10 protein-coding genes and 1 pseudogene are annotated in these 14,553 nt (G+C 31.0%); 9 read left to right on the top strand and 2 right to left on the bottom strand.

The genetic code is table 11. The annotated features are described in order from the left end of the window. Window positions 1–205: 205 nt before the first annotated feature. The 3 genes from BM027_RS04200 to BM027_RS04190 all read left to right on the top strand — a co-directional run bounded on the left by BM027_RS04200 (window position 206) and on the right by BM027_RS04190 (window position 4,770). Window positions 206–523, top strand: coding sequence for a nucleotide pyrophosphohydrolase (locus BM027_RS04200; protein WP_090089056.1), 318 nt, complete (start codon window positions 206–208; stop codon window positions 521–523). Window positions 524–1,443: 920 nt separating this feature from the next. After that, a complete protein-coding gene (locus tag BM027_RS04195; protein ID WP_090089054.1) occupies window positions 1,444–2,919 on the top strand; it encodes a protein adenylyltransferase SelO in 1,476 nt (491 codons plus the stop codon). 216 nt (window positions 2,920–3,135) lie between these two features. Next, window positions 3,136–4,770 (top strand): tetratricopeptide repeat protein, encoded by a 1,635-nt coding sequence (locus tag BM027_RS04190; RefSeq protein ID WP_090089052.1) that lies wholly within the window; start codon window positions 3,136–3,138, stop codon window positions 4,768–4,770. Window positions 4,771–4,992: 222 nt separating this feature from the next. Here BM027_RS04190 and BM027_RS04185 read toward each other — a convergent pair whose 3' ends face one another. Beyond that, window positions 4,993–5,808 carry a DUF3298 and DUF4163 domain-containing protein gene (locus BM027_RS04185; protein WP_090089049.1) on the bottom strand — a complete coding sequence of 272 codons (816 nt, stop codon included), beginning with the start codon at window positions 5,806–5,808 and terminating at the stop codon, window positions 4,993–4,995. 159 nt (window positions 5,809–5,967) lie between these two features. Here BM027_RS04185 and BM027_RS18675 point away from each other — a divergent pair, with 159 nt between their 5' ends. Continuing rightward, window positions 5,968–6,090 carry a hypothetical protein gene (locus BM027_RS18675; protein WP_278320195.1) on the top strand — a complete coding sequence of 41 codons (123 nt, stop codon included), beginning with the start codon at window positions 5,968–5,970 and terminating at the stop codon, window positions 6,088–6,090. A 369-nt stretch (window positions 6,091–6,459) separates the two neighbouring features. Continuing rightward, complete coding sequence (locus BM027_RS18440) at window positions 6,460–6,609, top strand: hypothetical protein (RefSeq protein ID WP_242943278.1); 150 nt, start codon at window positions 6,460–6,462, stop codon at window positions 6,607–6,609. Window positions 6,610–6,827: 218 nt separating this feature from the next. Here the strand turns inward: BM027_RS18440 and pknB are convergent, their stop codons facing one another. After that, window positions 6,828–8,264, bottom strand: coding sequence for a Stk1 family PASTA domain-containing Ser/Thr kinase (gene pknB, locus BM027_RS04175; RefSeq protein ID WP_090089048.1), 1,437 nt, complete (start codon window positions 8,262–8,264; stop codon window positions 6,828–6,830). A 44-nt stretch (window positions 8,265–8,308) separates the two neighbouring features. On the opposite strand from pknB, the pseudogene BM027_RS04170 reads away from it, so the two are divergent. From BM027_RS04170 to BM027_RS04155, 4 genes and pseudogenes are all read left to right on the top strand, one after another. Next, a pseudogene (locus BM027_RS04170) lies at window positions 8,309–8,662 on the top strand (2,3-bisphosphoglycerate-dependent phosphoglycerate mutase); the annotation flags it as partial. Window positions 8,663–8,826: 164 nt separating this feature from the next. After that, window positions 8,827–10,317, top strand: a complete 1,491-nt coding sequence (locus tag BM027_RS04165) for a GH25 family lysozyme (RefSeq protein WP_090089046.1) — start codon at window positions 8,827–8,829, stop codon at window positions 10,315–10,317. 239 nt (window positions 10,318–10,556) lie between these two features. Continuing rightward, a complete protein-coding gene (locus BM027_RS04160; protein ID WP_090089044.1) occupies window positions 10,557–11,627 on the top strand; it encodes an HD-GYP domain-containing protein in 1,071 nt (356 codons plus the stop codon). Window positions 11,628–11,644: 17 nt separating this feature from the next. Continuing rightward, window positions 11,645–14,518 carry a response regulator gene (locus BM027_RS04155; protein WP_090089042.1) on the top strand — a complete coding sequence of 958 codons (2,874 nt, stop codon included), beginning with the start codon at window positions 11,645–11,647 and terminating at the stop codon, window positions 14,516–14,518. Window positions 14,519–14,553 lie beyond the last annotated feature (35 nt).

Here is a 14,553-nt window from a genome sequence, read left to right as displayed (position 1 = left end):
TACAATAGAAAGTCCTTGATTTCAAGGGCTTTTGTTATATCTGCATTATTTAATTGAATATACCTTTATTGTAATTTATTTCTTTATAATTATATTAATACAAAACTAGTGATTATATGTTACAAAATGATTCTAATTTGGTTACATAACTCTTTATGATATAATAAACATAAAATACTGGAAAAACATAGAAAGAGTGATATTAATGAAAGATACAATAAATAGAATTAGAAAATTTAGAAATGATAGAGATTGGAGCCAATTTCATACACCAGCAAATTTATCTAAAGCAATATCAATTGAGGCAGGAGAACTTTTAGAGGAATTTTTATGGGATGATAAAAATTATAATAAAGAGCATGTATTAGAAGAACTTGCAGATGTTATGGTTTATTGTATACATATGGCTGATTCTTTAGATGTGGATTTAGAAGAAATAATTAATTCTAAAATGGATAAGAATGAAAAGAAGTATCCAGTAGAAAAAGCTAAAGGTAACAGCAAAAAATATACTGAATTATAAAAGGTCTTCCTAGAGTGTAAAAATAACAATGGGTCATAGCCTTGTGTGAATTTATGCAATATACATAGTACTAAAGATATGAAGGGGAGATAAGGCTCTCTTTTTTGTGTGTGATTATACGTTTCCTTGCCATAAAAAACTCCTCCTATGATTTTATTATTCTACACAACACACGCCTCCCTCTTTGAACCATGACTTAACCATATTGGAAACCGAAGATAGGTCTAGTGGATGGTCTCCATTTCTAGATTTAAAGGATATAGTCATCCGGAATAGGCTGAATTTCATCAAGATAACGAACAAAAGCATTAATAATATTATCATTTAAAACAAAATTATAATGACCATTTCCTATACAAACATTTATCTCTGTGTTTGATTTATATTCAGATAAATCAGACACACGAAGTTGAAGAAGCTTGGTAATTTGAAGCCCTGAATTAATTCCTAATTCAAATAGAAGCAGAAATTGAAATAAAAACAAAATTTAATGTTACAGAATCTAATATATCAGAAACTTATGATTACTTTATTGAGCATATAATAAGAGATCCTTCAAAGTATTCTGTTAAATATTCTATAGAAGAAAAGAATAGTTTTATATCTATAAAAGATAGGTTGGCTAAGATACTAAAAGAAGATTTAATGGAGAATTCTTTACTCTGACCATTTGGGTAAATGAAGCTCATAAACAATTCTTTAATTCCGAAATCATTATATAAAACATTGCTTGAAAATAAACCATTAATATCTTTGTATGAAATGGGTATAAAAAAAAGGCTGAAGTAGATAATAAAAATGATTTCATTGTGTTGATATGATAAGTGTATAACTAAAATATATCTTACAATGCTATCATTTTTGTTTTATGTAAAAGAAAAGATTAAGATATAAAAAAATAGAAGAAGAAAGGATATACCATGGAAGATAGAAAAGTAATAATAGAAACAGGATGGAACTTAGATAACAGTTATGCTAATCTGCCGAAATTATTTTTTTCAAAACAGGTCCCAACACCTGTAGACTCACCAAAGTTGATCATACTCAATGATCATCTTGCCGCATATCTTGGGTTGAACGTCCAGTCACTGCAAAAGAGTGATGGGGTAGCAGTGCTTGCTGGCAATCAGATACCAAAAGGCGCTTTGCCTATTGCTCAAGCTTACGCAGGGCATCAATTTGGACATTTTACTATGTTAGGAGACGGCCGGGCTTTGCTGCTTGGAGAGCAAATTACGCCTCGAGGTGATCGTGTTGATATTCAACTAAAGGGTTCAGGTAGAACGCCTTACTCCCGAGGTGGTGATGGTAAAGCGGCACTTGGACCAATGCTACGTGAATATATAATTAGCGAAGCAATGTATGCACTTGGCATTCCAACAACCCGCAGTCTAGCGGTGGTGACAACTGGTGAGTCAGTATTTCGAGAAGCTGAACTTCCAGGTGCAGTTCTAACACGTGTGGCTGCCAGTCATTTGCGCGTTGGTACATTTCAATATGCTGCAGAGTGGGGAACAGTTGAAGAACTTCGGGCTCTGGCTGATTATGCACTTAAACGACATTTTTTAGATGGTGACGGTACTGAAAATCGCTATCTTTTCCTACTTCAAGAAGTGATTAAGCGTCAGGCAGCGCTTATTGCTAAATGGCAGCAGGTTGGTTTTATCCATGGGGTGATGAACACTGACAACGTGACAATTAGTGGAGAAACCATTGATTATGGGCCTTGCGCCTTCATGGATACCTATGACCCAGCAACGGTATTCAGCTCAATTGATATGAAAGGCCGCTATGCCTATGGAAATCAGCCGTATATTGCTGGATGGAATCTCGTACGATTTGCTGAAACCCTATTACCGCTGATAGATGATAATAAAGAGAAGGCTGCACAGCTGGCTGAGAGTGCAATTGGAGAGTTTATGCAGTTGTATCACAGTAATTGGTTATCAGGAATGAGAACAAAACTAGGGATATTTAACGAAGAGGCAGAGGACAAAATCCTTATTGAAAACCTTCTTAGTATTATGCATAAGTATGGTGCGGACTATACCAATACCTTCCGTGCATTAACTTTTGATGATTTCACAGATATGGCCTTGTTTGACACTGAGTCATTTGCTGAGTGGCATGAAAAGTGGCAGGAGAGACTGGGCAGGCAGGAGGAATCTAAAGATTCTTACCATGAGCTAATGAAAAGCTCAAATCCTGAGATAATCCCTCGTAACCACCGGGTAGAAGAAGCATTAGAAGCAGCAGAGAAAAAAGGAGACTACAGCGTGATGGAAAAGCTTCTTGATGTGCTTTCTAACCCTTACGCTCACTCAAATGAACAGGCTGGTTATGTTGCACTACCTGAGAAGTCTACCTGTCCTTACCGAACCTTTTGTGGTACCTAATAGCAACCTATGCATAATTAAATGCTAATAGTATAATCATTTTGTTAAGAATATTTTTGCTAAAATTGATTTTTATCCGATAGCTGGCATTAGTAACACTCCCTATTCTTTACATGGGAGATAACGGCTGCACACTCATGGATAAGTTCAACTAAATTCAGCTGGGGATAAAACTCCACCTGAAAAGTTTCACTTTAGATTTAGGGAGGAATTGTTTTGTTAGAAAAAAACAAGAAATATAATATTACTAGGGCTCTTAACTTAAAAGATAAGGAGAATCCTGGAGTTATAGTTGAGGCTGAAAAGCCATTATCACAGTCAATGTTGTGGGAATTACAGACGAATTTCTTTGCAAATCAAGGTCCAGAGGCATGGATTAAAGGAATTGTACCTCAATATATAACAACAAATCCCTATATTGCAAACCAATATGCTAAAACTATTTTTGGGTATTGCAGAGATTATGTTGCAAGGGAAGATATAGATAAAAATACCGTCATCTACATAATGGAACTTGCAGCAGGAGTGGGACGATTTACCTATACTTTTCTAAAAAGATTTTTGCATATGATTGAAAATTCTTCACTAAAAGGTCTAAAGTTTAAATACATAGTAACGGATTTTGCTGAGAGGAATATTGAATATTGGCAAAACCACAGCTTTTTAAAGCCTTATTTTGAATCTGGAGTACTTGACTGTGCAACTTTTGACATAGCTAAAGATGAAGAGATTAGGCTTAGAAATAGTGGTGAAGTTCTATCAAGTGGTAAACTGAAAAATCCTTTAATTTTAATCGCTAATTATACCTTTGACAGTCTTCCTCAAGATACTTTTTATGTTAACAAAGGAGAACTTTTTGAAGGCTTAATTACAGTAACTTCTCCAGAGGAGAAGGGTGATCCTGAGGATAAATCAATTCTGGCAGGTTTGGATTATTATTATACAGATAAAAAAATTGAGGGCAATGATTATTATGAAGATAAGAATTTTAATGATGTGCTTCTATACTATAAAAATTGTTTAGAGGATACAGCGTTTTACATGCCTATAATTGGCTTAAGGTGTATTTCCAAATTAAGAAAGTTATTTAATGATGACATAATCCTAATATCCGCTGACAAGGGTTATAAAAATGAAGAAGCTATGTTTAAAAACTATCATCCGTTTTTATCAAAACATGGATGTATTTCTATGACAGTCAACTTCCATGCTCTGGAGCTATATTTTAAAGGACTTGGTGGAAAAGCCATACATAGCATATATGAACACGAAAATGTAAATGTGTCTCTATTTTTATTAAGTAAGAGTAATCATGATTTTATAGAGACTTCAATGGCTTATAACGAGATTATTGAAAGTATAGGACCAGATGACTTCTATATTATGAAAAAAGCAATTATGCCTTTAAGTAAGTCTTTAACTACGAAAGAACTGTTAACCTTCCTAAGGTTTACAGTTTGGGATGCAAGAACCTTACTTGAATTATATAACATATTACTTGAAAGAATACCAACTGAAGAAAACTTCCCAAAAGATGAACTGATTGATGCAATCCATAAAGTTTGGGAACATTATTTTCCTATTGGTGAAGAGGGGGATTTAGGATATTATTTTGGTTCAATATTAGGTTATCTTGGTCACGATAAGGACGCTCTAAGATTTTTTGAATCTTCATTAGAATTTTATGGTGAGTGCCCTGAAACTAATTATGAAATTGCACTTTGCTATTACAATTTACAACAAATTGATAGAGCACTTGAGTATACAGAAAAATCCTTGGTTTTAGATCCAGATTTTGAAGAGAGTAAAAATTTAAAAAACATAATTGAAGACATATTAAGCGAGAAGTAGAATTTCAATTTAGTACGAGAATTATTTGAAATTTTTTTTACTAATCTTCCAGCAAGAATATTAGTAGAATTTTAATTAGATAATTTAATTTATTTTGTAACAGGCAAAATTAGGGGACTATAGGTGAGTTAATAGATGTTAAATAAGCATATTACCTCTATTAATGGTGATAATATGCTTATTTAATTTATTGTATCCTCAATATATAAATACGATATAGGATTATTTATTATTTAAAGATTGATTATATAAGAAATTATCTCCAAATAAGTTCAATGGAATTTTAAATTCTGGAATTCCAAAACAATATGGAGCTATTTCATATTGTTGAAAATATATTACAAGATTATATTCTTTAGTTAGGTTGTCTTTTTTATTAACATTTTCTTCTTTAATAGGGGTAACTTCTTCAATATAGAAGTTCTGTTTATCACTAATGCCTTTGAATTCTTTTCCACCTTCAGAGTAGTTTTCAGGGGTAATACTAATTTGTTTTGATATTTCACCATTGATTATTGTTTTATAGTCATATCCTTTAGCGAATAAATCATTTAAATAAAGTAATTCTTCTTTTTCTTTATCAATTGTATAAGCACTTCTTAAAGTATTTCCATGAGCACCACCAGTATAGCTATAAAAATCTCTATATAGGCTTAATAAAGAATTTGAATTATTAGTTATTTTGTAATCTGAGTTTATTTCATATGGAAATGTTGGATGCTCTTGTCCATACATATCAAAGTCTTCTTTGCTTATAGTTTTTATTTGATTTATAAGTGGAGTAATGTCTTCATTAATCTTTTGATTTAAAAGATTAATTTTTTGTTCATTATTACCATTTTTAAATTCTAGTGATTTAATGTTTTCTTTGAAGTATTCTGAAGAAGTATTTGAACTATTTTCTACTACTTGTATTTTAAAATTAGTATCATTAATACTAGCTGCATTTACAGTGTGTACAGTTCCTAAAATTAAAGTAGTAGTTAATACTATTCCTAAAGTTGATAGAATTAATTTTTGTATAGTCATTTTTCTCATATTAATTTTAATCTCCCTTTATTGTAATTTATTCCTTTATAACTATATTAATACCAAATTAGTGATTATGCATTACAAATGAAGAATTTTCACACAATCCATTTTAGATTATGAATATAAATTTTATAAGAAGTAAAAACTAAAATAGAGGTGAGAAAAATGGCAGATTATAAATTTATTACAAATGATGATGATAATAAGTCATCAAATACATCAAATACACAAAATCCAGTGAAAAATAGGAAGATGCATAAGCCCATAAAAGGCCTTCCTAGAGTGTAAAAATAACAAAAGGTCATAGCTTTGTGTAAATTTATAAAAAATCACAGTACTAAATACATGTTTAGTGCTGTGATTTTTTTTATGAATATATTAGATTGATAATAAGATAATATATTTACTAATAAAAAATAAGAAATATCTTGTTTTTGACAAAATCACAATATTCTATGGGAATAACGCTTGTGGAAAAGCCTCATTGTTAAATATTATCGCTACTACGAGAAGGATATATTTATGACCATGCTAAAAAAGGATATAATAAGAAGCAACTAGAAATACTAAAGTATTCGCCAAAGACGGATCAACAGATAGAAAGAATTAAATTTGCTCAAGAAAAATATTCAAATGGTGAAATGAGCTTACGAATTTTTGAATAATCAATATATTATTGCAACGCATTCACCATTTATGCTTGGAACATTGGATACAAAAATATATAATCTAGATTCGAAAGATTTTGATGTTTGTAGATGGAATGAGTTAGAAAATGTAAGATATTTTTATGATTTCTTTCTATAAAGCCAACCTTATTCTTTTCCTTTCCACCTCTCATAAGTTCAATAGGTGAATTTTCAAGTGATTTATTTACTACAAAATAGCTGCATATTATTAAAAAGAAAGTTTGTCTCATTGGATCAATGAAATGACAAAAGTAATTTATAAAAATGATAATTATGAAAAAGGTGGAATTAACTTAAGTGAGAACTCAATCTTCTTATTATAAAACTCTAGTACAATCATTTATTATTTTTCACTTTTTTATCCTTTCCATTTCCGTTTCCCCTTGTTTGTGGTGCAACCTGAGTAACCTTTTGTCCTTGGCTTATAACTAAATCAATTTTTCCGTTTTTTGCATAGTAGCTATCTGCTGCAGGTGATTGAGCAATAATTAAGCCATTAGGGATAGTATTGCTATATTCAATTGTGATATTGCCAAGCAAAAATCCATTGCTAATTATAGTGTTCTCAGCAACGTCTTGAGTCTTTCCAATAAGTGAAGGTACAAGTTTCTTTTCATCTGCTGGTAATGTTACACTCTCTTTTGGAACTGTAGTTTCTGCAGTAGCTGTATTTGTTTCTGTAGAAGGTACTTTAGAAAAATATTTCCACGAAATACAAATAATCATAGCTAAAATAATAAATCCAATAGTTAGCATTATTTTTTTATTTTTATTTGTAGCATTAGTTTTGTCTAGTTTTTCTCTATGGTTTTTAATTATTAACGTTTCTGGAAATGTTTCTTGATTCATAACAACTGTAGAATGATTTATTGTATCAGATAATATTACATCTGGCTCTGGCATCATAACTGTTGTAGCATCTATTGACCGATTCTTAAAGTTCACTTCTAAATTAAAATTGTCATTGATTGCATTTAAAATATCAGTAAGCTCCTTAACAGTTTGAAATCTATTAATAGGTTCTTTCTCCAAGGCCTTTAAAATTACGGCATTTATATTTGCAGGTATATCGGCAATAACTTCTTTGGGTGGAATAATAGGCTCTTGAATATGCATCATAGCTACGGAAATAGAAGTTTCTCCATTAAAAGGTACTCTTCCAGTCACCATTTCATACATCACAATACCTAAGGAATATATGTCTGTTCTACAATCCACAAACTTTCCTTTAGCTTGCTCTGGAGAAAAATAATGTACAGAACCTATAATCATATTGGAATTTGTTACGGTTACTGAATCTGCTACTTTAGCGATTCCAAAATCAGTTAGCTTAACTATATTATTTTCAGTGATTAAAATATTATCTGGTTTTATATCACGATGAATTATATTATTTTTATGAGTATACTGTAGTACATTAGCTATTTGAAAAGCTATATCTAAAGTATTCAAAGAACTAAGTCTAACATTCTCCTTTATTATTTGCTTTAATGTTTTTCCATTAATATATTCCATAACTATAAAATTAATATTGTTTTCTGAACCAACATCATAAACATTAACTATGTTTGGATGTGACAAGGTTGCAATTGAATTTGCTTCCCTTTTAAATCTAGTTATAAAGTCTTCAGAATCACTTAACTCTGCTTTCAATATTTTTACAGCTACAAATCTATTTAATAAAGTGCACTTTGCTTTATAAACAATTCCCATGCCACCTTCACCAATTTTTTCTAATAACTCATATCTGTTTAAAAGTAATGTCCCTATCATATATGTCCTCCTATGAAAAGCAGTAATGTACGTATTATATCATAATGGACACTTATGAGGCTATTGCTTTTAAAAGAGTCGGTCAAAGTATATGGAATAAAGAAAATAGATTCACAGAATTGACGGATGTAGATTTAACAGAAAATGGATTACTAGAAGCAAGAAAAGCTGGTAAAATTTTAACGGAAAATGGTTTTATATTTGATGTCGCCTTTACTTCAGTATTAAGAATAACTATTAGAACACTATAGATTGTTCTTCATGAGATGGAATTAATGTGGATTCCTGTTCATAAATGCTGGAAATTAAATGAAAGATATTATGGCGTGCTTCAAGGTTTAAATAAGAAAGAAACATCTAAAAAATATGGAGAAGAACAGGTTAACAAATGGAGAAGGTTTGCGTATTCTCTCTATTATTTTCCTTAATATCCATAGTATAATTATTGACTACATATGGAGATAATTATATCATTTTAAATGAATTGCATTTACTGAGGATTGTTGAAAAAACAACAAGTCAGCATGCATCGCTAGTGAAAATTAAAAGGGGAATGATTTATGTGAATATTAAGAAGAAATTTACTTCATTTGTTTTAACTTTTGCAATTGTATTAAGTTTTGGTCAACCATTAAGTGTACAAGCTGCAACTAGTGATTTAAACAGTGTTACTACATCAGCAAATTCAGCCCCAAATCCAGGGATACCTGAAAATAAACCAAATGTATTAAATGTTATTTCACAATATAAGACACAAAGTGGTAATAATATTGAAAATAGCAAAGTCAACATAACATCAACTATTGGATGGAAAAATAAGAATGGAGATTGGTATTACTATAAATCAGATAATACAAGGGCAAGTGGTTGGATTAAACCAGATAGTAATTGGTATTACTTAAAAGATGATGGAAAAATGGCAACTGGTTGGTTAAGCTATAAGGGTACATGGTATTATTTAGATAAGTCAGGTAGTATGATTAAAGGCTGGAAGCAATTAAATAATATTTGGTACTTTTTAAATGATTCAGGGGCTATGATAACTGGTCTTAATCAAATAGATAATAAGACGTATATGTTTTATAATAGTGGTGCTATGGCAAATGGTTGGATGCAATTAAGTAATCACTGGTATTACTTTAATAGTAACGGTAGTATGACAACAGGGTGGATTGTAGATAATGGAGTTAGTTATTATTTATATGATACTGGTGCTATGGCTAAGGGATGGATTAATCTTAGTGGGACTTGGTACTACTTAAAAGAGAGTGGAGCCATGTCAACAGGCTTAGTAAATTCAGGAAGTGATTCTTATTACTTAGATCCATCTACAGGAAAATTGCTTACAAACACAACAATAGATGGATATAAAATTGGTTCTGATGGCAAGAAATTAGCATCAGTAGATTCAAATGGTAATAGTAGTAATTCTAGTGTTAATAGTTCTGTGGCAAATAGTAATTCTAGTCCCACAACAAGTAGTAAATTTAAAGGTATAGATATTAGTCATTATAATGGAGACATAGATTTTAAAAAAGTAAAAGCTTCTGGAATTGATTTAGTATACATAAAAGCTACTGAAGGGACAACCTATGTAGATAATTACTTAGGAATTAATTATAATGGTGCGAAAAGTGCAGGATTAAAAACTGGTTTTTATCATTTTTTAGTTGGGACAAGCTCTCCAGAAACACAAGCAGACAATTTTTATAACAATATAAAAGATAAGCAAAGTGACTTAAAACCAGTTTTAGATGTAGAAACAACTGGATTTGATGTTATGGATTATACATTAAGATTTATAGAAGAATTTAAAAAGATAAGTAATATGGATATATGTATATATACATATTCAGATTTTATAAGTAATTTAGATAACAGGCTAGCTAAATATACATTATGGGAAGCTAATTGGTATAAAAGCTCATCTAATTTACCATCTAATAATGTATGGAGTCTTAGAGCAGGGCATCAATATACAGATCAAGGTACTATTAATGGAATTAATTCTTATGTAGATTTAGACGAATTTACACAAGATATTTTTAGGTAAGGTATATTAAAGAAAACAACAATTATAAGGTACAAGTTTAAAGCAAATATAGAAATAAAGATGGCAGATGATAAACTAAAATCATCTGCTTTTTCTGTAGTCAAAAGTGTAAGAGTATGCTAATATATTTAAATAAGAATAGCTACTAATGGTGTTATTTTCTTTCATACCTTATTTATTTTTGATAAAGAATTTTTGACTGTTCAGTAGACAATTAATTATTTCATTTGGAGGTGTATATGAGAGTTGTTAATGTCTCCAACCTGAAGGGAGATGAAATTCTTGGAAGGCAGATTTTTGATGAATTAGGTAGAGTTTTACTTAGTGCTCAAGTAAAATTAAAACCTTATTACATTGAAAGAATTAAGGAACTTGGGATTAATTCAGTATACATTGATGATGACATATCAAAAAATGTAATTATTGAAGAAAGTATTTCTGAAAAGACAAGGCAAATGAGCAAACATGCGGTTAAGCAAATGATTGAAGGATATTGTCGTGAAGGAAAAGCTGATAATAGCAGTGTTATGAATTCAGTGAACTCAGTGATTGAGGATGTACTCTCCAATAAAGATGTTTTGATAAATATTGCAGAAATAAGTGCAAGTGATAACAATATATATTCACATTCTGTGAATGTCTGCGTATTGTCTACAATAATAGGAACTCATATGGGATACAGTATGTTAAAGCTTAAAGATATAGCTACAGGTGCAATGTTACATGATATAGGTAAGATAAAAATCTTAAATGATAAGAAAATTTTAGCTGAGTTTAAGACTAAGGAAGAATTAGATAAATATATTAAACTCATGCATCCAAAGGTCGGTTATGATTTTTTAGGAGAGCAGTATGTTTGGAATGCACATGTCAAAGTAGCTGCATTAATGCATCATGAAAGAAGTGATGGCAGTGGCTATCCTTTAAAACTAAAAGGTAATGAGATAAGCCAAATTGCAAAGATAGTGTCTATATGTGATGTATTTGATAATTTGGTATCTGGTAGAAGTACAAAGGAGTGTAAAACTGTAAATGAGGCTATTGAATATCTTGTGGGGATGAGTAACATTTATTTTGACGCAGAAATGGTCAGAAAATTTACAATGAACATAGCTGCTTTTCCAACAGGGAGTGCAGTTATTCTAAGCTCAAATGAAAAGGGTTTAGTGGTAAATCAAAATAACTCAATGCCAATGCGACCTGTGGTAAAAGTCATATATGATAAAGTTGGAAATGTACTTTTAGAACCTTATGAAATTGATTTATTAAAAGAATTAACTCTTTTTATTACAAAAACCTGTGAAATTTAGATTTTTGGAGGGATTTTATGAGTGATGGAGACAAGTGTACAAGCACTAGGTATTCAAATGATTGTCTGAAACTAATTAATAATACTTTTCAGAAATTTTTAGATGTAGATAGTATTAATTATCAGATTGAGTTAAAAAAATCATTGAAAGAAATTGGTTTATTTTTTGATTTGGATAGAATTTATATCTATTATTTTTCTGAAGATCCTACTTTTATGCAAATAGAATGTCAATGGAATAAGAAAGATATAAGACCCAAAAGAGAAATACAGCAGGAAGAGGTAGTTTATGCTCTTCCATGGCTCATACGTGAGATTAAGAATAATGATTTTGTGGCAATAAATAATATGGAGGAACTTCCTGCTGAAGCAATATTTGAAGCAGAAGTTTTTTGCACAGAAGGAATAAAAGCTTCTCTTACAATTCCATTAAAAAATGAAAATAATTCAATTGGGTTCATTGGCTATGAAAGTTTGTCAAAGCCTATGACATGGGAAGATGATCAAATCAAAATATTAAGAGACATTTCAAGGGCTTTTTCATATATAAGAGCAAGGATTACAAAGGAAAAAGCATATGAAAGAGCGCTTAATGGGCAAGCAATTTTACTTAATAATTCTGAATCACAGATTTGGGCTTTAAGGAATGTTACTTCTTATGCAACTGTTAATGAAGCTCATGCAAAGTTTTTCGGAAAGAAGAAAAAAGATCTAGAATATCAGGATTTATATGATATATTTGATATAGACACTGCAAATAAGTTGTCTGAAAATAATTGGGATTTATTTCAAAGGAATGAGCCTGCAGAAAAAGAACTTGAGATTAAGAATTGGAGAGGTGAAAATAGGCTACTTCAAATTAAAAGTAAGCCTCAGAGGGATGAATTAGGTAATATTAAGTTTATTATTTGCACTGCTGAGGATATTACAGAGCAGCGGCTTGCGGAAACTGAGCTGTACAAGGCGAAAGAGCAAGCAGAAGCAGCAAATATCGCAAAAAGTCAGTTCCTTGCAAATATGTCTCATGAAATAAGAACACCAATGAATGGAATATTTGGATTTCTTGAGTTGTTACAATCATCTAATCTGTCTTTAGAACAAAAAGAATTTATACGTGAAGCAAAATCTGCTTCAGAGGTATTACTACATATTATTAATGATATATTGGACTTTTCAAAGATTGAAGCTAGAAAGCTAACCATGGAAAAGATTAGGTTTAACTTAAGAAATACTATTGAAGATGCTGTTTCACTCCTTGCCCCTAAGGCTTCAGAAAAAGGACTTGAACTTTATGTCATAATTAAAGCAGGAGTTCCTGAAGAGGTTATTGGTGATCCATCAAGGCTAAGGCAGATATTAAACAATCTTATAAGTAATGCAGTGAAATTTACCGAAAGTGGTGAGATTTCTGTTACAGTTGATTATTTAGAGGAAGAGAATGAAATAGCCGTGCTTAACTTTGAAGTAAAGGATACTGGAATTGGAATTCGTACAGAGGATATTCATAAGCTTTTTCAATCTTTTAATCAGGCAGATGCCTCTACAACTAGAAAGTATGGAGGAACAGGGCTTGGACTTGCGATATCTAATGAATTGGTGAAAATGATGGGCGGTGAAATTTGTGTTGAAAGTATACTTGGGGAAGGTTCGACATTCAAATTTGATGTGAGATTGCAGATAGCAAAAAGAGTATCAGAACAGAAATTTGCATTTGAAAAGTTTGATGATGTGAATATTCTGATTGTTGATGATAATACGAATAATAGGGAAATTGTTAGTTCGTATTTTCAAGGAACCGGAGTGAAGGTATTTGAAGCCAAGGATGCTGGCAATGCGATTACCACAATTATTTCAAATTCAAGTACAAAAAACAAAATAAATATTGCTGTCATAGACTATCAAATGCCGGGCATGAGTGGTTATGAACTTGCAACTGCATTAAAAACAATACCTCTTGCAAAGGATATTAAACTAATACTTCTAACTTCAGTAATTCAAAAGGGAGATGCTAAGGTTGCAAAAGAATATGGCTTTTCAGGGTATTTGTCTAAGCCTGTCAGAAAAGATGATTTACTCAGTTGTATTGCTATGGTATTGGGTTTGAAAAAAGAAGATGAAGAAGAACATCAAGTTGTAACGAAACATATGGTTAAAGAAGTTAAGAATGGATTAAAACCGAGGATTTTATTGGTTGAAGACAATGAAATCAATCGTAAAATTGTTATAAGTATGCTTAAATTCCGTGATATGACTTGTGATGTGGCGTTAGATGGTGGTGAAGCATTAAAAGCAGTGTCAGAAAAAGATTATGATATTGTTTTTATGGATTGCCAGATGCCAGTAATGGATGGTTATGAAAGTACATCTAAAATAAGGTTGCTTGAAGGAGATAAAAAGCATACTACAATTATTGCAGTGACTGCTAATGCGATGCAGGGTGACAGCACAAAGTGTATTGAAGCTGGAATGGATGATTATATTAGTAAGCCTATTAATTTTGATATTATGTTTAGCATGATAGAAGCGAATACTAAAAAGAGAGAGCTTGTGGCTGAGCATAGTAGTATAATAGATAATAATATTGATCACTTTATTAAAATAACAGGACTTGAAAAAGATGATGCAAAAGAAATATTTGAAGACTATATAAAATATCTACCTGATTTATTGACAGGTATTAACGATGCTATTGAGAACAATGATTTTGAGAAAATGGCAAAGTTGATTCACGAGTTAAAAGGTTCCGCTGGAACTTTAAGAATAACTTCTATTTATGAATTAGCAATAAAGCTTGAAGAAAAAGCTACGAAAAAAGAAATAGATGAATGTGCTAGAATTTTCATTCAAATAAAAAAAATTGTTTCATTAGGGACTTTAAAAATCAGTAATTAAATTTTGAAAAACCAAAGATATAAAGGAGTTTTAAA

The organism is Clostridium uliginosum, assembly GCF_900112485.1.
Lineage (GTDB): Bacteria > Bacillota > Clostridia > Clostridiales > Clostridiaceae > Clostridium > Clostridium uliginosum.
Note: the sequence above shows the minus strand (reverse complement) of the source record. Positions and strands in the feature narration are given on the sequence as shown.

Excerpts from the sequence above, each read along its gene's own strand:
- BM027_RS04200 (WP_090089056.1), top strand. The coding sequence starts at position 206 with ATGAAAGATACAATAAATAGAATTAGAAAATTTAGAAATGATAGAGAT.
- pknB (WP_090089048.1), bottom strand. The coding sequence starts at position 8,264 with ATGATAGGGACATTACTTTTAAACAGATATGAGTTATTAGAAAAAATT.
- BM027_RS04195 (WP_090089054.1), top strand. The coding sequence starts at position 1,444 with ATGGAAGATAGAAAAGTAATAATAGAAACAGGATGGAACTTAGATAAC.
- BM027_RS04160 (WP_090089044.1), top strand. The coding sequence starts at position 10,557 with ATGAGAGTTGTTAATGTCTCCAACCTGAAGGGAGATGAAATTCTTGGA.
- BM027_RS04155 (WP_090089042.1), top strand. The coding sequence starts at position 11,645 with ATGAGTGATGGAGACAAGTGTACAAGCACTAGGTATTCAAATGATTGT.
- BM027_RS18675 (WP_278320195.1), top strand. The coding sequence starts at position 5,968 with ATGGCAGATTATAAATTTATTACAAATGATGATGATAATAAGTCATCA.
- BM027_RS04185 (WP_090089049.1), bottom strand. The coding sequence starts at position 5,808 with ATGAGAAAAATGACTATACAAAAATTAATTCTATCAACTTTAGGAATA.